We start from the raw sequence: 22,609 nt of genomic DNA, 5'->3' as shown, positions 1-22,609 counted from the left end.
TATTGTGATTTTAACTTTATATTTATTATTATTCTATGTTTTGCTCACACTTATCGATAACCGATGTGGAGTTAGAATTTAAGTTATAAGATACTCTTCGTCATTGTTTGGTACGTCGGTTTACAGGGGAGTACAAAGATGAGTCTATATCTTAAATGGCATTCATATCCATTACTTTCCCTTTTAGCATGGTACAACGTTGATCATCAACTTTCCTTTTTTCTTTCATCAGAATAACACTCCAAAAATATTCATATTAAATTGTCATTTCTTAATTAATATTTAAATTAAACTATGCTCAAGTTCTATTTTTAGAGTCGTTGGTTTTTATTTTATTAAGTAATAACTAAAAAATAAATCATTTAAAATTATTAGCATTGTTATTTTTAACAGTGTCTGACTGCTAATGCCAAAATTAATTAAAGGTACTATTATGAGTAATATAAAACATTTACCAGAGCCATTCCGTATTCGTGTTGTTGAGCCTATTGTTTTAAAAACATTAGAAGAGCGCCAACAAGCTATTAAAGTATCTGGAATGAACCCATTCGCATTGAGATCGGAAGATGTATTTATTGATTTATTAACCGATTCCGGTACTGGGGCTATAACTAACACAATGCTGTCTGCTGGAATGTTAGGTGATGAAGCTTACGCTGGTTCAAAATCTTATTATAAATTATCAGCAGCAGTTGAAGATATTTTTGATTATCAACACACTATACCGACTCACCAAGGTCGTGGTGCTGAGCAGTTAATTATCCCAACTCTTATTGAAAAACGTAAACGTGAAAAAGGAATGACAGATCCCGTTTCTATATCAAATTGGCACTTTGATACAACTCAGGGTCATACACAAATTAATGGTGCAACACCTATAAATGTTGTGGTTGATGAATGTATGGATACGGGGACTTATCATCCGTTCAAAGGTAATTTTGATATCGATAAGCTAGTTACAACTATTGAACAAAAAGGACCAGAAAACGTTTATACCATCATATCGACAATCACAAATAACTCTGCAGGTGGGCAACCTGTTTCAATGGCAAACCTGAAATCAGTTTATGAAGTGGCACAACGTTTTGATATTCCTGTCATTATGGATTCAGCTCGCTTTTGCGAAAATGCGTACTTTATTCAACAGCGTGAAAAAGGTTATCAAGATAAATCTATCGCTGAAATTATTAAAGAGATGTACCAGTACGCTGATATGTTAGCAATGTCAGCTAAGAAAGATGCAATGGTTCGAATTGGTGGCTTGCTGTGCGTTAAAGATGACACTTATCTGGCCGAATTTACTGAGTGTCGATCTCGTTGTGTTCCTATGGAAGGGTTCCCTACTTATGGAGGCTTATCTGGTCAAGCTATCGAAGAATTAGCCAGAGGTTTATATGATGGTCAAGATCAAGATTATCTGGCTTACCGCATCAGCCAAATTGCTTATCTAGCAAATGAATTAGAAAAAATAGGAGTGCCTTGCCAAACTGCAGGAGGCCATGCTGTATTCGTTGATGCGGGTCGTTTATTACCTCATATCCCTGGAGAACAGTTCCCCGCTCATGCTCTGGCTTGTAAGTTATACGAGCTTGGCGGAATTCGCGCAGTAGAAATTGGGTCACTACTACTGGGTCGAGACGCCAGTGGAAAACAAATTGAAGCGCCAATGGAATTATTACGTTTGACTATCCCGCGTATGACGATAACTAAATCTCATTGTGATTATATTGTTGATGCCTTTAAAGATGTGCTTGAGAACACCCATACAGTGAAAGGTTTATATCTCACTTATGAACCAGCAGTATTGCGTCACTTTACAGCGCGTTTAGAAGAAGTGAAATAAATTCGACTAGTTTGGGAAGCTTATGCTTCCCTTTTTTTATTTTCTAGGACTTTATCCATGAAAAAACAACCATCTTTAATTGGCGGCTCTTGCATTATTGCAAGTGTCTGCGTAGGTGCTGGTATGCTAGGTTTACCTAGTGCTGGTGTTGGAGCTTGGACTAACTGGAGGATATTCGTCATTGTATTAACGATGATATTAATGACACTGTCTGGTTGGATGCTGTTAGAAACGTTTAAAAAATACGATTTTAAAGTTTCATTTGATACGGTAACAAAAGATTTATTGGGGGAAAAAGTTAATGTTGTTAATAATATCGCTGTATATTTCGTCGGTGGTATTTTGTTGTATGCTTACATCACGACTTCAGGTTTAATTCTTCAAGATGTATTAGGTCTTAATAGTCAGTTAGCCTCTGTTCTATTTGTGCTCGTTTTTTCGGTTATTGTTTGGCATTCAACTCGAGCGGTCGACCGAATATCAATCATATTGATTTTTTTCATGGCTCTGAGTTTCATTTTTGGTGTTTCCGGATTAGCTTCCAAGGTTGATTTGAGCGTATTGTTTGATTCAGCTAATACAGATGGAAGCTATAGTACTTATTCTCTTGGTATGTTTTCTGTTGCTCTCACCTCTTTTGGTTACCATCACTCAGTTTCTTCCATGCGAGATTACTATGGATGTGAACGCAAAGCGAGTAAAGCTCTAATGTTCGGAGTTTTAATCGCTTTAGCTTTGTATATTCTTTGGATTGTGTCTATCTACGGCAATTTACCTCGTGATCAATTTGGACCTGTTATTGAAAAAGGGGGAGATGTTGATGCGTTATTAGCTGCTTTAGGAACGGTTATTGACTCTGATCGAGTATCCAACGCTATTAGTGCATTTTCAATGGCCGCTATTCTTTCCTCATTTATCGGTGTCGGTCTGGGGCTTTTTGACTTTCTTGCTGACTTCTTTAAATTTGAAAATAGCCGTCAGGGAAGAGCTAAGTCTTGGGCCGTTACTTTCATTCCTCCCCTTGTTCTTTCACTATTATTTCCGTTCGGTTTTGTTATAGCTATTGGCTACGCTGGCGCAGTCGCGACCATTTGGACATGTATTATTCCAGCATTATTAATTCGTCAAGTAAGAAATAAACATAAAAGTGATGGAGTACCAGAAGAAGGGTTTAAAGCACCGGGTGGAAATGTGTTGATTTATGTTCTGATTGGATTCGGTCTCTTTACTGCAACATGCCACTGTTTATCTATGATGGGCTATCTGCCAACATTTAATGGTTAATTAAACGAGGAAAAAACATAATGACAGTTCTTAATACTAAATATGCTCCAGCCGCTATTGGACCTTATGTACAAGGTGTCGACTTAGGGAATATTGTGATGACGTCTGGTCAGTTACCTATTAATCCAGAAACTAAAGCAATGGCTGACGGAATTGAAAAGCAAACGTTACAATCCTTAAATAATGCACTAGCGATTATTACAGAAGCAGGCTTGGATATACATAACATTGTAAAAACAACCGTATTTGTAAAAGATATGAATGATTTTCCAGTAATCAACGCAGCTTACCAATCATTTTTTGAACAAAAAGGGGCAGCTTATCCTGCTCGTTCATGTGTTGAGGTCGCTCGTCTTCCTTTAGATGCTGGTATAGAAATAGAAGTTATTGCCTTACGATAAGTCTGACTTGATTCTGCGATCAAACAATACTCAGCAAAAGTAAAAGTAAAATAACAACGGTAAGGCGATAACTCTTCAATAACAAAGGACATACTATGTAAGTGGTATGTCTTTTTTTCGCCAACAGTGTAGGTTAAATAAAATACGCTTGAATGGAATAGGGTGTGTTATTGCTTAATGTCACTGCAATTTAACTCGACTAAGTAAAACGAATGGTCTCAGAGAATGAATAATTGTTTTTTCCTTGGCGTTTTATCCCATACATGGCTTGATCAGCTAGGTTCACGAGTTCTTGAGGTTCTACTCCATGCTCTGGATACAGGGCTATACCAATGCTAACACCAATAGTTATTTCTTGATCGGCTAGTTTGTGCGGTTCTGTTACCACTTCAATTAACTTATTCGCTATGGCTATAACACAATTTTTATCTGAAATATTAGTCAATAAAAGCCAGAATTCGTCGCCACCAATGCGAGATACGGTATCCGCTTCGCGTACGCAAGTACGAAGTCGGTTTGCGGTCTCTTTTAGTACCTTATCGCCTATCTCATGTCCATGAATATCATTAATGGCTTTAAAATCGTCGAGATCAACAAATAGAACCGCCATTTTAGTCTCGTTTCTTTTGGCATACGCCAAGGCATGTTTTAAGCGATCCATCGAAAGTCTTCGTGTTGGTAAGCCAGTAAGAGTGTCATGATTTGCCATATGTAGAATACGTTGTTCCGCATTTTTCAGCGCGGTAATATCTTCCTTCATTCCAACAAAGTGAGTTATTTTGCCATTTTTTCTTTTTACTGGCGCTATCGACGCTATTTCCCAAAATAACTCACCATTCTTTTTACGGTTATGAAATTCTCCTCGCCAAGTATTACCTGCAGAAAGCTCTTTCCAAAGCGTAGCGTATTCTTCTGCAGGAATTTCACCTGAGTTTAAAATACGAGGGTTTTTACCAATAATCTCTTGCGGTAAATAGCCAGTTTTCTCTGTAAAAGCGGGATTAACATATCTAATGGTGCCATTTGTATCGGTAATAATAATCGATGAAGCGGATTGATTAACAGCAAGCGAAGCGATTTGTAATTTCGATTGTAAAGTGGAATGAGTTAATAAGATTAGTGTTATAGCGCTGCCGCCAAGAATGAATATGCTACCTAAAAAGACCAATGAGGAAGAGATACTGGTCTGCATGAAATCGTATTCGAAAGGGGTGAGTAATGCTAATACTCCTCGTGATCCATGAAATAAACCAAATAAACCAAAAACGGCTGCGACCGTTGTTCCTGCTTGTCGCCAAGGTGCATTTTTATCACTTAATAATGTACTAACAATAGTGAAGCAAATTATTACGAACATAGTGGAAATAACCGCTATTCTAATATTTATATTCTGATCTATATAATTGAAATAATAGAAAAACAGGGCAGAAATAACCGGTAAAGAATAATCAAGAAAGAGTAAGGGAGGTCGATTAGTAAAAATACGAATGCCACGTAATATAAGCAAAAAGCCGATAACATACACAGAGTTAGCGATAACGATGGAAATGAAATCGAAAATAATGCCTCGCCCTGAGATTAATACACTGGCTACAGCAACACAGGACATTCCTAACGCCCAAAATCCAGCACCATTGGGTTGAGACTGTGAACGCCACAGAGAAATTAGAGCCACAGCAGAACCAATTGAGACAAGTGTTGTTACAACAAGTAGAGTACGAATATCTAACTCAAACATTTTAGAACCATTCTAATTATCTTCACTGGAGCGTTTTCTGATTTTAGTTGTTATAGCATACATTAGATTGATTTAACTTCAATCTTGCAGTAAGTAATCATGGCGAGGAAGAAGCGCTCGTTCAACATCTAGTGGTGGTTGGTAATAGATTTATTATATATTTTAGTCGATTTTGATTTTTTATTTATGATGCAGGCTAATTCCATATCTGATTGTAATGGTTTCAATACAAAATTCAGTGTTGTGAGGATTTGGAAGTGTTAATTATATAAAGAATAGTAGCGGAGTTTAGCTTAAGACTGTTCACGGCTCTATGATGATAAAACTAAAGTAAAAACAAACTACGTAGAAAATGACAATCGCTCACTTTATACGTAGTTATTTGCTATGAATAATTAAAAAACCACACCGACGGTTAATATTAAATTGGCAAACCGACGTTGTTCCCCTGCGGCGATAACTAACATGGTATCATCCGATTTGGCCATGTCATAAAATTCATATCTTTCTAGATGATTGATCTCAATGTCATCAGGTAAGATTGCTTTATACTCTGGGATAACCGTATTATCAAAATCTTCTGGATAAATCATCATAGTTGCGGCTTCAACATTGATTTGTGACAACACTAAATCTAATATTGTTGGGCTATCGACCAGTCCTTTTGTTAAGTTTAAATAAACAATGTTGGCATTGTCTGGAGAATTAGTAACAAAAGAGTAGTTGCTGTCAGCTATAAGTATCTTAGTTTTATGACCACATCTAGATAAATGATATAATAGCTCGGGATGAATAACTTTTGATTTTATCATAATATTTCTCTTTGTATTTTATATCGAATATATACCTTGTTCTTATAAGGTAATATGTATTCAATTTTTAATTAGGGTTATTAAATATCTAATAGTGATGTGGGAACATGTTATTTCGTTTAGGCATGAGTTAAATAGACTCACCTTATATACCCAAACCTGCAGATAGATGGTTAAGCTAGCAAGACCTCATTATATAGCGGACTATATAATGAGGTTTGAGAGAGCGACCAACATTACTGCACGTTAAATGGGTATGTTGTAAGCGTGTTTTTACATTCTGTAAACACCACCATTAACGTCGATAGTCGCACCAGACACAAAGCCATTGTATTCACTAGCTAAATAAGTGATTACATGAGCAACATCTTCAGATGTACCTGCTCTGCCTAGAGGAATACCTTTCACTGTTTCATTAGCTGATTCTTCAGTGGTATGAGTATTATGGAATCTTGTGCCTAAAATTAACCCTGGAGCAACTGCGTTAACTCGAATTCCATGCTCACCCAGTTCAGCAGCTAAAGAACGAGTCCAAGTCAATACCGCTCCTTTAGTCATTGAATACACGAGAGAACCAGAATGCCCACCACAACGTCCAGCTAAAGATGCAAGGTTTACAATACTGGCACCATCACTTGCCTCTTTTAAATAAGGAAGAGCCGCTTGGGTTACATTTAACATAGTAGTCATATTGACATCTATTACCGTATTCCAGAACTTTTGATCAATTTCAGCTAACCATTTTCTTGCGATAATGCCGCCAACATTATTGACTAGAATATCGATGCCACCTAAAAATTCAGCGGCTTCATTAATGCACTTGGTTGTTTCTTCCGCATTCGTTAAATCGGCGTAACCAATAGTGGCTTTCTGACCTTTTGACTCAGCTAATTTCATTAGCTCTTTCGGACCTTCATCACCCATAAAGTAATGAATATAGATATCACATCCAGCCTCGATTAAGTCTTTAGCAGTCGCAAAACCAATACCTTGTTCTGCACCGGTAATAAATACTTTTTTTCTTACTAATGAACCCATTATTCTCTCCTAATGATGGTAATTATTTTTCTTGTAATTTGTCTAATGTTGGAACTAGATCCGGGTATTCTTTTCTGAATTTATCGTACACACCAGATACTTTTGCTTTGAAGGCAGAAACATCTACATCAACAATTTCGCCACCTTGTTTAACAATATCTTGTTTGGCTTTTTCGATGTATGCATCCCAGTATTTATAGTGGACAGCAAGCGTTTCTTTCGCGATTTGACGGATGATTTTTTGATCTTCTTCTGATAAACCATTCCACACTTCGGTTGATACCACTAAAAGATCAGGGCTAATTGAGTGTTGATCTAATGCATAATATGGCGCAACTTCATAAAGACGTGTTGAATAGTATGTTGGGATATTATTTTCAGCACCATCAACCACACCTTGTTGTACTGCTGAATAAACTTCACCAGATGAAATTGGAACTGGGCTTGCGCCAAGTGCTTTCATAGTATCGATATCAATGGTTGAGCTTTGAACTCGGATTTTTAATCCCATTACATCTTCAGGTCCACTTACTTTCTCTTTGGTATAGAAACCACGAGAACCACTTACTAAGAAAGCAAGGCCGATAAAGCCATCTTTTTCAGAAGATTGTAGAATTTCGTCACCGACAGGGCCACCAAGGATCCTTCGTGCGTCTGCTTCACTATTGTACAAATAAGGCAAAGCGAGAGTTTTGTATTGAGGTGAAAATGCAGATGCTAAGCCGGTTCCTATTTTAGTAAACGCTAATGTTCCGTCTTGAGCCATTTGCAGCGTTGCTTCTTCTTTTCCTAGTGTTAAGTTTGGATACACTTTAACTTTTAGGCTAGTCCTTTCACTTACTTGATCGGCAAACCAAGTTAATGAATCGTGCACTGGGTGGTCGAGTGGCATTGCATGGCCAAGTTTTACTCTTTGAGCAGAGGCATTAAATGACACAGCAGTCATTAGTATCCCGGCGCACAATAAGTTTTTAGCATTAAATAACTTCATAAAGATTCCTTAATTAAATTTAAATTATCCTTGGTAACCAGCTAATCTTGGTAGCCACATCGTCAAACTAGGAAATGCGGTAACAAGTGTTAGTGCTAGGACGATTAGAACGTATAACGGTAATAATTTAGGAACTACTTGACCTATTTTTTGATTTGCAACACTACAGCCAACAAATAATGCTGTGCCGACAGGTGGAGTACAAATACCAATAGATAAATTAAATACCATCATGACGCCAAAATGGACCGGATCCATTCCTAAATGCACACCAATTGGTAATAAAATTGGTGTGAAAATTAATATTGCAGGAGACATATCCATAAAGGTTCCTACAATAAGAAATATAATGTTCATCAGAATTAATATAACAATTGGGTTGGTTGAAAAGTTCAATACAAATTCAGCGATAAATTGAGGGATGTCAGCATTAGACATAGCCCAAGACATTGCACTGGATGTTCCAATCATTAGTAAAACAATAGAAGTAATAATGATGCTATCGATAACGATTTTATTTAAATACTTAACTTTTAATTCTCGATAAATAAAACCAAGGATTAAGCTATAAACCACAGCAATTGCAGAGGCTTCTGTCGCGGTAAATACGCCACCAACAATACCACCCATAATAATCACAACCATAAATAGGCTTGGGATAGCATCAATAATAACTTTATAGGCAGGTTGGTCTAATTTTACTGTTTGTTGCGGTACTTTATATTTTTTACCAAAAAAAGTAACACCAAGCATAACGGCTAAACCAAACATTAATCCTGGAATATATCCACCCAAGAATAAATATTGCACAGAAGAGCTACTAACCAGTGCATATAAAATTAAAACGTTGGATGGCGGAATTAATACACCAGAAGGGCATGAGGCAATATTTACCGCAGCGGAAAAATCTTTTGGATATTTATGTTCATCTTGCAAATTACCCATCAAACCACCAACCGCAGCAGCTGATGCCGTGGCAGAACCTGACAGTGATCCAAACATCATATTAGCGATAACATTCACATGACATAACGCGCCTGGAAGTCTTCCACCAATTAGCATAGCAAAGTTAATCAGCCTTTTCGCTATACCACCTGAGTTCATCAAGTTACCGGCAAAGATGAAAAAGGGTAACGCTAACAACCCGAAATTATCTAGCCCACCAAGAAGTTGTTGTGAACTGAGGCTTGCTGCTTTGTCCAAAGGGAAATCGATAAAAATGGTCAGCAAAGAGGATAAACCGATACCAAATGCAATAGGCATTCCTATAACAAGAAATATAGCCAACGAACCAAATAAAACAACGACTGGTATTAAGCTGTAAACAATATCCGGCATTGTGTCAATATAGTTTTGTGTGAAGATTAAATCTAATAAAGTCATGATTAACCATCCGCCTTTTTATTATTAACGATAGTTCTAGTCAGTTTTGTAATGTCATAAACCGCATATAAATTGATAATAAAACCTGAAAGAGGTGCAACTAAGTAGACATACCCCATTTTCAATGAACTGCCGAATAGACTAATGCTTGGTGATATTTGATTGAATTCTAATGCTCGACTAGAAACATTTAATCCACCGTAAATAAAAACAATGCTAGAAAACAACATGACCATTAAATTAATAAAAATAGCCAACATTTCTTTTTGTTTTACTTTTGTGATTAATAATTCAATGGCTAAGTGTCTTTTTAATCCAAACGTATAAGCGCCACCTAGAACTCCAATCCAAATCATTAAGTATCTTGACAGTTCATCTGTAAAAGTGGATGGCGAATCAGTTAGGAATCGTGTAAATACCTGCCATACAACTGTTACGACTATCAGCCACATTAATATAGTTAGAAATCGAGCTAATATTTTTGTTATTATCTCAATTCCATATGAAAACAAATACATTGGTTACCCCTCAAGTATTTCAGTAAATAAGATAATCTCGTTCTCTCATTTATTTATCTGTTCATGCGTTCAAAATCACATTTATTTATTTTACGGGTAACATGTTACCCGTAACGTGGTATGATAAAAACCACAAGATGCCTAAAGTGAGATAAAGGTCATAAAATGAATAAATGGTTAAAAGGGAAAGTTTTTATTGTTATGGGGGTTTCAAGTACAGGTAAGTCATCGATTGGAAGCGCCTTAGCTCAAAAAATTGGCGCTAAGTTTATTGATGGTGACGACCTGCATCCGAGGGCGAATATTTTGAAAATGTCATCCGGCAATGCGTTAGATGATGAGGATAGAGATCCGTGGTTGGAAAGAATTCGTGACGCCGTATTTAGTATTGAATCTAAAAAAGAGGTGGGGGTCATTGTCTGTTCTGCTTTAAAGAGAAAATATCGCCATCAGATTTGCGAAGGGAATCGTCATGTGATCTTTTTACATCTTCACGGCGAGTTTGAGTTGATCAAACAACGGATGCAAGAAAGACAAGACCATTTTATGCCTATTTCTCTGCTTCAAACACAGTTCGATGCATTAGAGCTGCCCACTGCCGATGAAACTAACGTGTTTAAAATTGATATCGATGGTGATTTTGACACCGTAGTTCAGCGTTGTGTTGATCAAGTCGCCGCATGTGAACGTCGCTAATGTCTTTATGTATATAAGGTTAAAAGGAATTAAAGAGTCGCAGTATGAATAACATAGTATTAGAAGTTACCAACAACATTTTGCAAAGAAGTAAAACAACACGCCAAGATTACCTTAATAAAGTGGATTATTATCTCCAGCAAGGTAAATCAAGATCCCAGTTATCTTGTGGCAATTTAGCTCATACTGCTGCGGCTTGTGGTGGCACTCAAAGTTCACTACTTGACTTTACCACCATGAATATTGGCATTGTGACCGCTTATAATGACATGGTCAGTGCTCATCAACCTTATAAAGAGTATCCCGACACCATTAAAACCATCTTGTCGCAAGCAGGGCATAGCGCTCAAGTAGCCGGAGGTGTGCCTGCCATGTGTGATGGTGTTACTCAAGGCCAAGATGGTATGGATTTGTCTTTGTTTTCCAGAGATTTGATTGCTCAAGCCACGGCTATTGGTTTAAGTCATAACGCTTTTGATGGTTCATTATTACTCGGTATCTGCGATAAAATTGCACCGGGGCAGATTATTGGGGCGCTATCTTTTGGCCACTTGCCGACACTTTTTATTCCATCAGGCCCAATGTCGACTGGTATTTCTAACAATGAGAAAGTAAAAATTCGCCAACAACATGCTGCGGGAGAGTTGGGTGAAGACGCTTTACTCGAAATGGAATGCAATGCCTATCACTCACCGGGCACTTGCACCTTTTATGGCACGGCGAATACCAATCAGCTTGTGTTTGAAGCCATGGGACTCATGTTACCCGGTTCAGCTTTCGTTGCGACGGGTTCCGCGTTGAGATCCGCCTTAACTGAAATGGCGAGCTTACAAGTTGTCAAAATCGCCAATCGAACTTCAACAGAATTTCGTCCAATAAGTAAGGTGATGGATGAAAAATCGTTAGTGAATGGTTTGGTGGCGTTACTCGCCTCTGGAGGCAGTACCAATCACACTATTCATATGGTCGCTATCGCTAAAGCAGCCGGTTTTATTTTAAGTTGGGATGATTTTGATGCGCTTTCAGATGTGGTACCGCAACTTACCAAAATGTACCCAAATGGCCCTGCCGATATCAATGCTTTTGAAGCAGCAGGTGGTGTCCCAACCTTGATGAAGCGCTTACATGAATTAGACTTGCTTCACATGGATGCCACGCCAATTTACGGTAGCATGCAAGATTATTTGTGTCGCCCGTCTTTGATTGATGGCAAATTAACGTATTCGCCTGCCGAATCAAGTTTAGATAATCAAGTTATTGCTGCCAGTAATGAGGTTTTTTCTCATCAAGGTGGGTTGAAAGTGCTGGATGGTAATATTGGCCGTGGCGTAATAAAAGTCAGTGCGGTAGCCAAAGAAAATTACTATACACAAGCGCCGATTCGGGTGTTTTCATCTCAGCATGATGTAGAAAAAGCCTACCATGCTGGTGAGCTAAACAAAGATTTGATAGTGGTAGTTCGTCACAATGGCCCAGGTGCCAATGGCATGCCTGAATTGCATAAACTGATGCCAATTTTAGGCAATTTAATGCAAGCGGGTTACAAATCGGCATTAGTTACTGATGGCCGTTTATCTGGCGCATCTGGTAAAGTTCCTGCTGCCATTCATATGTCTCCAGAGTCAATTAAAGGAGGCCCTTTAGCTAAATTAGTTGATGGCGATATTATGACGCTTGATGCTAAAAATGGCACCATATCGGTAGAGGCGGATCTTGCTACAAGAGAAGCAGTAATATTCCCAGAGACTAATGAGCATATAGGCATGGGCAGGGAGTTATTCACTGTGTTTAGACAAAATGTGTCTAGCGCAGAAACAGGTGCGAGTATTTTATAGCTTTGCGTTGTGTGTGTGGGTGTGTGGATAAAGCCTAATTAACGGGTACCAATAGTATTAACAGACAGTTAGATTTAAAGGCCACCCGAAGGTGGCCCTTTCCAATGCATTAGTGGGCTGGCGGGAGTTGACTTGATGTGTCAATTTTCATGAATTCAGTAACTTATATCTATGTTATCAATATGGTGTTACATCAATTTCCTGCTTCAAAAGGAACTGACCCCGCGTCTACATATTTCTAATTCATTTAAAAAGATTGAGTTCTTATGACAATTCAATCTAAAACAAAAAAGCTGATACAGGATATTTTATACAGCCTCACCATCTATTAGTAGCGATTTTAACACATCGGGAGAAGACGGGAGCATTCCGACTTTTAAGCCAAATGGTTTGAATACCTTGTTGAGAATCTCTGTATTGTAGCTGCCCCGATCATTCTCTATATCTGAGAGTGTTTTTCTTGAGACATCGACAAGTCTTGCGAACACATCCTGTTTGAGTCCCAGTATATTAATGCGTAAACTTTTCAACGCTTGGCCTTGTGTTAGCTCTCCAAGTAATAAGTGTTTGATGATTTTGTTTGCCTCGGTTTTGCGTTCTGCTGCACTTACTGCTTTGGCGTTTTTTGAGGTTTTCGATCTAGTCGGAGTATTAAGTTGCGATCGTTCTTTAAGAGAATGAGTTGCATTCGTCTCAGTCTTGGGTTGATGTTGATTTCGGTTTGCTCTTAGACGAGCCACCGTATCTTGTACGGACTCTCTATTGCTTGGCTTATTCATAGTAGCCCCCATTTAGTGATTTTTTCTGATATATGATTAAGTCCAACGGCTGGCATCTCCAAGATTTGTTCTGGAACTCCTCGTAACGCTAGTCTCTGCTTTAAGTCAATGCATTTACTTGCAATAACCTCTAGCTCTTGTAATAACACTTCTTTTGGCACGAGATCAGATAAGGTGTCCGCTATTCCTACGAAGTCGTAAGTTCCGCCAACCTCTAGTGGGGCTTTCCATTTTGTTGTTCTTGGAATGCCTTCAGGATCAGCTTTCATTGGTGCGAAGTCGTAAACGGGAGCAAGCTTTATGACTCCATCACTTTTTAAGAATGAAATGTTTCTGCCATGGTTATCACTATTACCAAACAAGATGTTGAGTAGATCTCTCTTCACCCATTCAATGACGAAAGCTTGGGTATCAAACCTATACCCTTGGTGTTTAACCATATTGCTTTTAGTAATTTTTTCTATGAGAGTTCGGATTGTTGTTTCGTGATCAAGAGTGACCCCAACGCCTTTGTTCAAAATGGAATACACCGATTCCATGCCAAATCTCTCTATTTGTTGATCAATAATTTGAACATCAAATCGAGGAAGCCATAAGGAAGGGTAGTTTAATCCTTCCTCTAAGCGCATACCGTCGGTGGAGATCGTTTCAACTCCCATTTCAGTTAGCTCGTGGTAGAAGTAGAACTCAGCTCTTAGAATATTACAGTCGATGGTGCTTTTTGAGCCTCTAGGGTACTTTACTAAGTAATGTAAGTCGTGGTTGCTATTGTCATCTTGGTATGGATCAATCCATATTTTTTCGCTGCCAGATCCATGATCGAAACCACATCGGAGGATCAGTTTTGGCGCTTCACCTCCAGCCCCTGTTGCACCACCTGCGGCTGCCCCTCTTTGTTGTGCATAGTCGAGGAAATCACCTGCTCGATTTTTAACATCATCAGCAGAGAAGTACAGGTTGTCTGCTACTTCGTAGCGCTCAGGAAGAGAGTCTTTTATTCTTAAGTTACCAATAGGCGACATTGTGCCAAACTTGAGCAAAACATAGTCTTGTTCATCAGAACTAAGGTCTTCAATATCTAGATGTTTGACCCAGTATCGTCTACTAGCGCCACTAGGCATAATATCGTCCAGAAACTTTAACCATCCAGGTTTACCCATGTCATCAAAAAAGAATGAGACAGGATGGTTTAGTGAAACCGCGTGAAAGTCATCTTTATCGTGATGTTCTAGCGCATAGTCGCTGAGGTAGTTGAGTTCAGTCACTCGGAAATTATGTTGGCTACTTTTAGGGAATGAGATGATACCAATATCTATCCATTCACCTCTGATAAAAGCTTGTACGGTTAGTTCTTCCATCGACAACACCTCTACTTATCAATGAGTAAAACTTTACTCTTAAAGTCAGTTTTTTTCAAGTAATGAGTAAAATTTTACTCATTAATGTGTGAAGATACTCTTTGTGAGTAAATAATTACTCATAGACTGTAAGTCAAAATTGTTGATGAGCAGAATGGATGGTTTTAGCTATGAAAGCTACGATAGGGAGTGGGGGGTAATTGTTTGTTTCGTTAAGAAAATCAGTTTTTGGATCTTTAGGTGCTGCGCCTGAGCCTTCTTTTGCCGCTGGTAGGTAAGGTTTAGGTTCTTCACCAATCTTAACACCAAGTTGTAAGTCTGCTTCTCGTTGTTCGTGCAGTCGGTAGTGCGTCATTACCACATCTGATAAATCCACATCATCTTCAATAATATCAAGACGCAAAAGTGGGTGTAGATGCTTGGCGAAGATGCTGAGTTTTTCTAGTTCGTAATCCTCAAAATTGACGATCTGAGATGTAAACTCATAGTAGCGATAGAAAGAGATTAAATCCTTCTTAAACACTTCCAGAACATCTCGTGCTTCTTTGGCGTGTTTGACGCTGTTTTCTGCAAACTTAATCTTGTTGTCGTTCTTCTCTATTTTCGCTTTGGAAAGTTCAGCTTGTGCCGATTGAAGCACCTGAGTGGCTTCTTTATAGCGAACGGTGAAACGATCAACGGCAGGTTTGCATAGATTGGCAAGTTTGGCTTGGTTTGCTTGTTTGTTGTTATACGCATCAACAAACGCTTCTACTTCAAACCACTGGTAGATCCCAACTTGATTGAGCTTTTTCATTAGGTCATAAACAATGTTTGGATCAGATACGCCTGCCAGTTCAGCCGTTTGGAAGTAAACCTTAAACTCTGCCAAGATCTCTTCTGGGTTATTTATTTCGCCAGAAAACGCCACCATTGCATTAACGTTGTTATAGCCTTTATCTTGAACGTATATCACGTATGCGATTAAGCAGCTCATCAAAATATTGGCTGTTTTCTGGCCCTTTTAGGCGTTCATTATCCATCACAAAACCTTTGGTTAAATAGGTTTTGAGGGTGTTGGTCGCCCATTGGCGAAACTGTGTGCCTTGCTTAGAACGGATACGATAACCCACCGCTAAAATCGTATCCAGATTGTAATGCGCCACATCTCTAGATACTTGACGAGAACCTTCTTGGCGAACTATTCGGTAATTCCTAATGGTTGCATTTTGTTCAATTTCACCTTCTTTGTAGATATTACTGAGGTGTTCGTTAATCGTAGGAACTGTTTTTTGATAAAGTTCTGCAACCTGGTGTTGAGTGAGCCACAGGTTATCGGCTTCAAAACGACATTCAACTTGTGCATTACCTTCAGCACTTTGAAAGAGGATAAATTGCCCTTGGGGTGGGGGGAGTTCATTGCTCATTTTTTATCCCCCTGAACATCCCAATCACGAACATCAATCTTGCCTGTCACGGCTGCTGAGATAAGGGCAGTTTTGCGCTCTTTTATCAAATTGATCGTTGACTGTGACCTACTAATTAAAGTTGAAAACACCTTCTCTTTATTATCCAAATAATCAGCAATTTTTTGTTGCCCTTGTAGAGAAGGGGTTGTTGTTAGTCGTATCTTGGGATATGGGAAATCAGCACTTATGAGAAAAAAATTGCGTTGATTATACCACTAGATATGCAATTAGGTGATTTTACAACCGTAACTTTTGTGATTTGAGAAGTATTAGTATGGCACTACAAGGAGTGCGCTGACGAAAGTAAAAGGTATGAAATCTGTTGAGTTAGAGGAAATTATTTGTGGTCATTATGTGACTCACCTATGTGGCTCACCTGAATAATTAACCCCTAAATGGTGGAAATGCTTTGAAAGGAGATACAAAAAAGGCTTGTAAATCATTGATTCACAAGCCTTTTTCTTTCCAATTGGTGGAGCTGGCGGGAGTTGAACCCGCGTCCGGAAATCATTCATCATTGGTACTACATGCTTAGTCGATCTTTACATTCACCAACTACCTGCGAACCGACACGCTAGTAATTGACTATCCTGAATTATTATTCGCCCTTTTTCTCTCAGGAGGGAAAATCCGGGCTAGCTAGTTTGGGTTTGATCCCTTGTTATTCCCCGTCTTACAAGCGGAAGCTAGGGCAAGAGAGCTCTCAGCAGGTTATTAAGCTGCTAGTGCGTAGTTTTCGTCGTTTGCGACTATTTTTTTGCGGCTTTTTACGTGGCAAACCGCCCCACGGCATGCACCTCAGACTTCAGCATTCCCGTCGAATCCTGGATCAGCCCCAAGTGGTTAACGTGCATAGTAACAGAATAGTACTCACTGTCTAGCCATTGCACGTTCAAGTGGTTAAGATTAACGCAATTTACTCTTCATTATACGAGCTTTATCGCGAGCCCAATCTTTTTCTTTAATATCAGTGCGTTTATCATGAAGTTTTTTACCTTTCGCTACACCAACTTTAATTTTGACCCATGAACGTGACCAATAAAGTGCAAGTGCGGCGAGTGTCATACCTTCGCGATTGATTCGCCCGTACAAGTTATCCAGTTCTCTTCTTGATAACAGAAGCTTACGGACACGTGTAGGGTTAGCAACAATATGAGTTGATGCTTGATTTAAAGGAGTAATCGTCATTCCGCTGATAAAGGCTTCACCATCGCGCATAAACACATAACTTTCTGCGATGTTAACTTTACCTTGGCGAAGTGATTTTACTTCCCAACCTTGAAGTTCCAAGCCTGCTTCTACTTCATCATCGATAAAGTACTCGTGGCGAACTTTCTTATTTTGAGCAATTGTATTGCTCGTAGTTTTGGATTTTGAATTTTTCTTTGCCATAATGGCGACATTATACGGATTGCCCCTCTGTTGGGGAAATCTTATTTTTAGTTTTCGTGTTGATAAATAATAAAAAACCTTGTTAATTAGCAAGGAATGGATGTGACGAGAGATTTTATGCCACAAGTTAGACGCTCAGCACTGGTCTCATTTAGTGCAAAGCAAATGTATGATCTAGTTAATGATGTAAGTCGTTATCCCGAATTTTTGCCAGGTTGTTCTGGTTCTAAAGTTTTGGAACAAACTCAAGATGCAATGAAAGCGTCGGTGGATGTGTCTAAAGCTGGTATCAGCAAAAGTTTTACTACCATCAATAATTTGACTGAGAACGCGGTGATCTTAATGGAGTTAGTTGATGGGCCTTTTAAGTCACTCAAAGGTGGATGGTACTTTACAACTCTTGATGAAAGCGCTTGTAAGATTGAACTTAAGCTGGATTTTGAGTTTTCTAGTAAAATGGTAGAAATAGCGTTTGGACGGATCTTTAATGAGTTAACGAATAATATGGTTAATGCGTTTACTCAACGAGCCAAGCAGGTTTACTAATTAAGGGGGTTTAGCGTGATTCAAGTAGAAGTTGTGTACGCACTGCCAAATGAACAACGCGTGTTAACTCAGTTAGTGGATAAAAACCTTACAGTTGAAGAGATTATTAAGCATTCTGGAATATTAGATATGTATCCTGAAATTGATCTCAAAAAGAACAAAGTAGGGGTGTTTAGCCGTAATGTTAAATTGGATGTAACGGTTAGAGATAAAGATCGTATAGAAATTTATCGACCATTACTTGCTGATCCTAAAGAAATACGACGTAAAAGAGCAGAGCAGGCAAAAGCGAAAGGTAGTGCTGATCCGGTTACAGGTGGAAAGCCCAATGAAAGGCGTAAGAACAGCGATTAATACAAAGTTAATCGCGATTTAGTTGATTCGATTATCCTCACTTTAATGGGGATAATCGTAGTAGCTCGCTTGTTACTAATTTAAACCTTCAAAGAAGTTCTCTCCAGAAGGAAAATCACCTTCCAAGCTTAACAGTGTTCCTGTATCACTAAATTTTATGAATAGATTTTTCTGAATTGGATCGTTATGACCTTCTTTGTGGTGATATATATAATACCAAGTATTTGGGTAGCCATTCTCAACTAACATGGGGGAGCCAAGTACATAGCGAACTTGTTCTTTAGTCATGCCGAATTTTAATTTATCTACAGAATCTTGTTCAACATAGTTACCTTGATTGATATCAATACGGTAGACCAGTTTTTCTGCCAGCGAACAGCCGGTGAGTAATGTTAAGGCTAGAGGGACAGCGGCTAACCATTTGTTAAATTGCATAGTTGGATATTCTTTATTAATAAATGTATTCACTAAAACTCGCCAGATAATAAACAAGGTTGGCTGAGAAGTAAAAGAGGTATTACCTCAAGTTGAATATATGACCACGAATTTCACTATTGGTTGCAAAATATTCGCTGCAAAAAATTAACGGTAAAAATAGTAACAATAAACAACACGCTATTTTTTCTTCCGCTAAGCCGCGAGTAATTCTTTTGCATTGGCCATTGTCGATTCGGTTATTGTACTTCCACCTAGTAATCGGGCTAATTCAGAGATTCTTTGCTCTGTATTTAAAACATGCATTTGTGTTTCTGTTTTACCCGCTTTAGTTTGTTTAGCAACAAATAATTGCTGATGCCCACATCCTGCCACTTGTGGTAAATGGGTAACGCACAATACTTGGGTTGATTCGCCTAATTTACGTAACATTTTGCCGACAACCGCAGCGGTAGGACCACTAATACCGACATCAACCTCATCAAAAATTAGGCTAGGGGTATCCACTTTTTGAGCGGTGATAACTTGAATTGCTAGTGATATTCTTGATAACTCACCGCCAGAGGCTACTTTTGCGATAGGCTGCAAAGGTTGGCCAGGGTTGGTGGACACTAAAAAGCTCACAAAGTCGATGCCTAGTGGGGAAGTACGATTATGGTCTTGCTCAATGGCGATGCAAAATTTGGCTTTTTCCATGCTCAATTCGTGCATGCTTTGGCTAATTAGTTTATTCAGTTCTTTGGCGTAACGGCTTCTTGATTTACTTAGTTTTTCTGCGCTAGTGATGAAGGTGCTATGTTTTTTGTCAACCTCTAAGGCTAAGGTGTCGAGTTTTTCATCGGAGCAATCTAGATCTTGTATTTGTTGCAACAAATCTTGGTGATGAGCGTATAAATCATCGGCTATCACATTATGCTTTCTAGAGAGGGACATGATGCTCGAAAAGCGTTCTTCTACATACGCCATTCTCTCTGGGTCCATTTCAATTTTGTCTAAATAGTGGCGCAGTTCACTACTGGCTTCTTCTATTTGGATCATCGCTTCGTTTAACATAGGTGCGACGGAAGATAATGTTTTATCCAGTTCGGTTAATTCAATAACGGATTGATTCGCAGACTGTAATAGCTGTAAGGCATTGACTTCTTCACCTTCAAATAACGATAAAATAGCCGATTGGCAATTTGTTGCTAACTGGCCACTATTGGCTAACCGTTTGTATTCTTGTTCTAATTCTGTAAATTCATTTTCCGTTAGAGAAAGCTCATTTAACTCTTTGATCTGATATTCTAAAAGTTGTTTCCTTGCTTGGTTTTCTTCGCTATTTCTTTTCAGATCATCTAAGGCATTCTTGGCTTGACGCCATTGTTGATAATGAACACGAGATTTATTGATCAATTCAGAATGCCCTGCATACTGGTCTAGCATAGATAATTGATAGTCGCTTTTCATTAATTGGTGGTGAGCATGCTGGCCATGAATATTGATTAAATGTTGGCCAAGAGATTTTAATTGAGATAAGGGGACAGGGCTGCCGTTAATAAAAGCTCGTGAACGTCCATCTTTGGTAATGACACGGCGTAAAATACATTCATTGCCATCGAGCAGTTCATTATCTTGCAACCAGCGCGTAGCGTGAATGTTATTGTCGAGTTGAAAAGCGGCGCTGACTTCTGTTTTATCTTCCCCTTGACGAAGCATACCGGTATCTGCTCGTTCACCTAAACATAAACCAAGTGCGTCAATAGCTATAGACTTACCTGCACCTGTTTCACCTGTAATGGTCGTCATCCCAGCTGAAAGTTCTAGCTGAAGAGATTTAACAATCGCAAAATTATTTACACTTATGTGAGCTAGCATTTTAGTCACCCTGTACAATTAAAAGATACTGTATAGAAAAACAGTATATACTGTTTTTCTATACAGTAAAGTGGTCGGGGTGATTTTTTTATGAGCAGTTTTCTAGCATGATTACCTTTTATGTAGGTAAATTGCTCAGTTGAATTAGAAAAGCTTGCTTGACCAACCTAATTTATTTCTTAGCACATGGTAATAGCTGTAATCTTCTGGGTGTATTAATCGAAGTTTGTTATTGCTTTGAAAAATATGCACTTCATCACCAGGAGAAACGGGTAATGAAACTTGTCCATCGCAACTTATTTCTTGAGTTCCTCGATTGTCAGGTGAAACCACCAGTTTAACTCGACTGTTACCGTCTACGACGACAGGTCGACTTGATAACGTGTGCGGAAACATCGGAACAATTGAAATGGCGTTCAAACTGGGCGATAAAATAGGGCCTCCGCCAGAAAGCGAGTAAGCAGTTGATCCTGTTGGTGTCGATACTATTAGCCCATCTGAGCGTTGTGAAAAAGCGAATTTGTCATCAATATAGACTTCAAATTCTATCATGTGAGCTATTTTTCCTGGATGCAAGACCACTTCGTTGAGTGCAGAGTTATTGCTGCGGCATTGATCATGTCGAATGACTTCTGCTTCAAGTAAAAAGCGATCTTCTTCGAGATATTCTCCAGTTAGGACTTTCTCTAAGGCTATTTCAAATTCTTCTGGGTTGAGATCGGTTAGAAACCCCAAGTTTCCTCGGTTAACACCGATAACGGATATATCAAAACGCGACAATAATCTCGCAGCACCAAGCATGTTGCCGTCGCCGCCAACGACAATAGCGAGGTCTGCTTTAGAGCCAATATCAACTAGACTAGTAAAATATTTTGCATCGATATTATCAAGAATCCCTTGTAGTCGATCATCTATAACGGTGTCATAGCCCTTTGACGTTAGCCATTGAAACATTTCGTTATGAGTTTGTATGGCTTTCTTGTTTCTTGGTTTTCCGATTATACCTATGGTTTTAAAAGGCTTTTTCATGCAGATAATCCAATTATAGATGAAAGGAAGCGTTTAACGCTTGAATCATTAATATCAATCCCCATAATAAAGGCAACTAAATCCAATACGCGAGTTTTTTATTTAAGTTTGAGCGTTTGTGCTGCTTAAATATTATAATTTGTGTTAAAAACTGAATTCCGTAGTCAGGAGATATCATGAGTAAAGAAGAGAATAAGATTAACGAAGAAGAACTGAGCCAGGAAGCAATGGATCAAGATAACCAAGAAAGTGAAGTTGAAGTGGATGCAGTTGGTTCTGAAGGTGATATCGATTGGAATGAAGAAGAGGCCATTGATATAGAAGAGTCCAAAATTGCGCAACTTGAAGCCGCTTTGCTACAAAGTGAAAAGCGAGTAAAAGAGCAACAAGAATCAGTACTTCGCGCAAAAGCGGAAGTTGAAAATATGCGTCGCCGTTCTGAGCAAGAAATTGATAAAGCACGTAAATACGCTTTAAATAAATTCGCTGAAGAACTGTTACCTGTTATTGATAACTTAGAACGCGCTATTCAAGCCGCAGATTCTGAAAATGAGACGATTAAACCTTTACTTGAAGGGGTAGAACTGACGCATAAAACCTTTACCGATAGCGTTGCTAAATTTGGTTTAAAAGAAATTAATCCAGAAGGTGAAGCGTTTAATCCTGATTTCCACCAAGCAATGTCTATTCAAGAAAGCGCCGATCATGAACCTAATACGGTAATGTTTGTGATGCAAAAAGGCTATGAATTGAATGGTCGAGTGATTCGTCCAGCAATGGTTATGGTGTCTAAATAAAAATAATGGGTGATGGACTTATTAATTAGTCGAGTAATAAGTCACGCTTAATAATAAAAGGACTGCCTGTGGCAG

General features: G+C 38.7%; 22 protein-coding genes and 1 other RNA gene. 8 read left to right on the top strand and 15 right to left on the bottom strand.

What is annotated here, in order from left to right:
- Nucleotides 1-433: 433 nt before the first annotated feature.
- Genes R3X26_RS12735 through R3X26_RS12725 form a run of 3 tightly spaced genes read left to right on the top strand, consistent with a single transcriptional unit; the run spans nt 434 to nt 3,528 of the window.
- Nucleotides 434-1,843: a tryptophanase gene (locus R3X26_RS12735; RefSeq protein WP_317717704.1), complete on the top strand. Its 1,410-nt coding sequence runs from the start codon at nt 434-436 to the stop codon at nt 1,841-1,843.
- Nucleotides 1,844-1,900: 57 nt separating this feature from the next.
- Nucleotides 1,901-3,127 (top strand): aromatic amino acid transporter, encoded by a 1,227-nt coding sequence (locus R3X26_RS12730; RefSeq protein ID WP_317717703.1) that lies wholly within the window; start codon nt 1,901-1,903, stop codon nt 3,125-3,127.
- Between the two features lie 17 nt (nt 3,128-3,144).
- Nucleotides 3,145-3,528 carry a Rid family detoxifying hydrolase gene (locus tag R3X26_RS12725; protein WP_317717784.1) on the top strand — a complete coding sequence of 128 codons (384 nt, stop codon included), beginning with the start codon at nt 3,145-3,147 and terminating at the stop codon, nt 3,526-3,528.
- A 199-nt stretch (nt 3,529-3,727) separates the two neighbouring features.
- On the opposite strand, the gene R3X26_RS12720 is transcribed toward R3X26_RS12725, so the two are convergent.
- The 6 genes from R3X26_RS12720 to R3X26_RS12695 form a co-directional block, all read right to left on the bottom strand.
- Entirely contained in the window at nt 3,728-5,266 is a 1,539-nt protein-coding gene (locus R3X26_RS12720) for a diguanylate cyclase domain-containing protein (RefSeq protein WP_317717702.1), read from the bottom strand.
- Nucleotides 5,267-5,661: 395 nt separating this feature from the next.
- A complete protein-coding gene (locus tag R3X26_RS12715; RefSeq protein ID WP_317717701.1) occupies nt 5,662-6,078 on the bottom strand; it encodes an RbsD/FucU family protein in 417 nt (138 codons plus the stop codon).
- A gap of 273 nt (nt 6,079-6,351) precedes the next feature.
- The gene (locus R3X26_RS12710) at nt 6,352-7,116 is read right to left on the bottom strand and encodes an SDR family NAD(P)-dependent oxidoreductase (protein WP_317717700.1); all 765 of its coding nucleotides are present in this window, start codon (nt 7,114-7,116) and stop codon (nt 6,352-6,354) included.
- A gap of 22 nt (nt 7,117-7,138) precedes the next feature.
- On the bottom strand, nt 7,139-8,107 hold the full coding sequence (locus tag R3X26_RS12705) for a TRAP transporter substrate-binding protein (protein ID WP_317717699.1): 969 nt from the start codon (nt 8,105-8,107) through the stop codon (nt 7,139-7,141).
- Between the two features lie 24 nt (nt 8,108-8,131).
- The gene (locus R3X26_RS12700) at nt 8,132-9,445 is read right to left on the bottom strand and encodes a TRAP transporter large permease (protein ID WP_317717783.1); all 1,314 of its coding nucleotides are present in this window, start codon (nt 9,443-9,445) and stop codon (nt 8,132-8,134) included.
- Between the two features lie 47 nt (nt 9,446-9,492).
- Nucleotides 9,493-9,942, bottom strand: coding sequence for a TRAP transporter small permease (locus R3X26_RS12695; protein ID WP_317717782.1), 450 nt, complete (start codon nt 9,940-9,942; stop codon nt 9,493-9,495).
- 231 nt (nt 9,943-10,173) lie between these two features.
- Between R3X26_RS12695 and R3X26_RS12690 the strand changes: the two genes are divergently transcribed.
- Both R3X26_RS12690 and edd read left to right on the top strand, forming a co-directional pair.
- The gene (locus tag R3X26_RS12690) at nt 10,174-10,704 is read left to right on the top strand and encodes a gluconokinase (protein WP_317717698.1); all 531 of its coding nucleotides are present in this window, start codon (nt 10,174-10,176) and stop codon (nt 10,702-10,704) included.
- A gap of 44 nt (nt 10,705-10,748) precedes the next feature.
- On the top strand, nt 10,749-12,539 hold the full coding sequence (gene edd / locus R3X26_RS12685; protein WP_317717697.1) for a phosphogluconate dehydratase: 1,791 nt from the start codon (nt 10,749-10,751) through the stop codon (nt 12,537-12,539).
- Nucleotides 12,540-12,847: 308 nt separating this feature from the next.
- On the opposite strand, the gene R3X26_RS12680 is transcribed toward edd, so the two are convergent.
- The 6 genes from R3X26_RS12680 to smpB all read right to left on the bottom strand — a co-directional run bounded on the left by R3X26_RS12680 (nt 12,848) and on the right by smpB (nt 17,516).
- Nucleotides 12,848-13,330 (bottom strand): helix-turn-helix transcriptional regulator, encoded by a 483-nt coding sequence (locus tag R3X26_RS12680; RefSeq protein ID WP_317717696.1) that lies wholly within the window; start codon nt 13,328-13,330, stop codon nt 12,848-12,850.
- A complete protein-coding gene (locus R3X26_RS12675; RefSeq protein ID WP_317717695.1) occupies nt 13,315-14,676 on the bottom strand; it encodes a type II toxin-antitoxin system HipA family toxin in 1,362 nt (453 codons plus the stop codon). Before R3X26_RS12675 ends, R3X26_RS12680 begins: the two co-directional genes overlap by 16 nt.
- Nucleotides 14,677-14,809: 133 nt before the next feature.
- Nucleotides 14,810-15,652 (bottom strand): hypothetical protein, encoded by an 843-nt coding sequence (locus R3X26_RS12670; RefSeq protein WP_317717694.1) that lies wholly within the window; start codon nt 15,650-15,652, stop codon nt 14,810-14,812.
- Nucleotides 15,612-16,082 (bottom strand): virulence RhuM family protein, encoded by a 471-nt coding sequence (locus tag R3X26_RS12665; protein WP_317717693.1) that lies wholly within the window; start codon nt 16,080-16,082, stop codon nt 15,612-15,614. The genes R3X26_RS12670 and R3X26_RS12665 overlap by 41 nt, the downstream gene beginning before the upstream one ends.
- A 512-nt stretch (nt 16,083-16,594) precedes the next feature.
- Nucleotides 16,595-16,961, bottom strand: a transfer-messenger RNA (tmRNA) gene (ssrA, locus tag R3X26_RS12660).
- A 69-nt stretch (nt 16,962-17,030) separates the two neighbouring features.
- The gene (gene smpB, locus R3X26_RS12655) at nt 17,031-17,516 is read right to left on the bottom strand and encodes an SsrA-binding protein SmpB (protein WP_317717691.1); all 486 of its coding nucleotides are present in this window, start codon (nt 17,514-17,516) and stop codon (nt 17,031-17,033) included.
- 117 nt (nt 17,517-17,633) lie between these two features.
- Between smpB and R3X26_RS12650 the strand changes: the two genes are divergently transcribed.
- On the top strand, nt 17,634-18,062 hold the full coding sequence (locus R3X26_RS12650) for an SRPBCC family protein (protein ID WP_317717781.1): 429 nt from the start codon (nt 17,634-17,636) through the stop codon (nt 18,060-18,062).
- Nucleotides 18,063-18,077: 15 nt separating this feature from the next.
- Nucleotides 18,078-18,416: an RnfH family protein gene (locus R3X26_RS12645; protein ID WP_317717690.1), complete on the top strand. Its 339-nt coding sequence runs from the start codon at nt 18,078-18,080 to the stop codon at nt 18,414-18,416.
- Nucleotides 18,417-18,491: 75 nt separating this feature from the next.
- Here R3X26_RS12645 and bamE read toward each other — a convergent pair whose 3' ends face one another.
- From bamE to nadK, 3 genes are all read right to left on the bottom strand, one after another.
- A complete protein-coding gene (gene bamE / locus R3X26_RS12640; protein WP_317717689.1) occupies nt 18,492-18,851 on the bottom strand; it encodes an outer membrane protein assembly factor BamE in 360 nt (119 codons plus the stop codon).
- A gap of 195 nt (nt 18,852-19,046) precedes the next feature.
- The gene (gene recN, locus R3X26_RS12635) at nt 19,047-20,708 is read right to left on the bottom strand and encodes a DNA repair protein RecN (RefSeq protein ID WP_317717688.1); all 1,662 of its coding nucleotides are present in this window, start codon (nt 20,706-20,708) and stop codon (nt 19,047-19,049) included.
- A gap of 144 nt (nt 20,709-20,852) precedes the next feature.
- Nucleotides 20,853-21,737, bottom strand: a complete 885-nt coding sequence (gene nadK, locus R3X26_RS12630; protein ID WP_317717687.1) for an NAD(+) kinase — start codon at nt 21,735-21,737, stop codon at nt 20,853-20,855.
- Nucleotides 21,738-21,913: 176 nt separating this feature from the next.
- Here nadK and grpE point away from each other — a divergent pair, with 176 nt between their 5' ends.
- Nucleotides 21,914-22,534: a nucleotide exchange factor GrpE gene (gene grpE, locus R3X26_RS12625; protein ID WP_317717686.1), complete on the top strand. Its 621-nt coding sequence runs from the start codon at nt 21,914-21,916 to the stop codon at nt 22,532-22,534.
- The last annotated feature ends 75 nt before the right edge of the window (nt 22,535-22,609 follow it).

The sequence above is a fragment of the Vibrio sp. TH_r3 genome, from assembly GCF_033101115.1.
GTDB lineage: Bacteria > Pseudomonadota > Gammaproteobacteria > Enterobacterales > Vibrionaceae > Vibrio.
The sequence above is the reverse complement of the archived record's forward strand: the minus strand, read 5'-3'. Positions and strand labels throughout refer to the sequence as shown.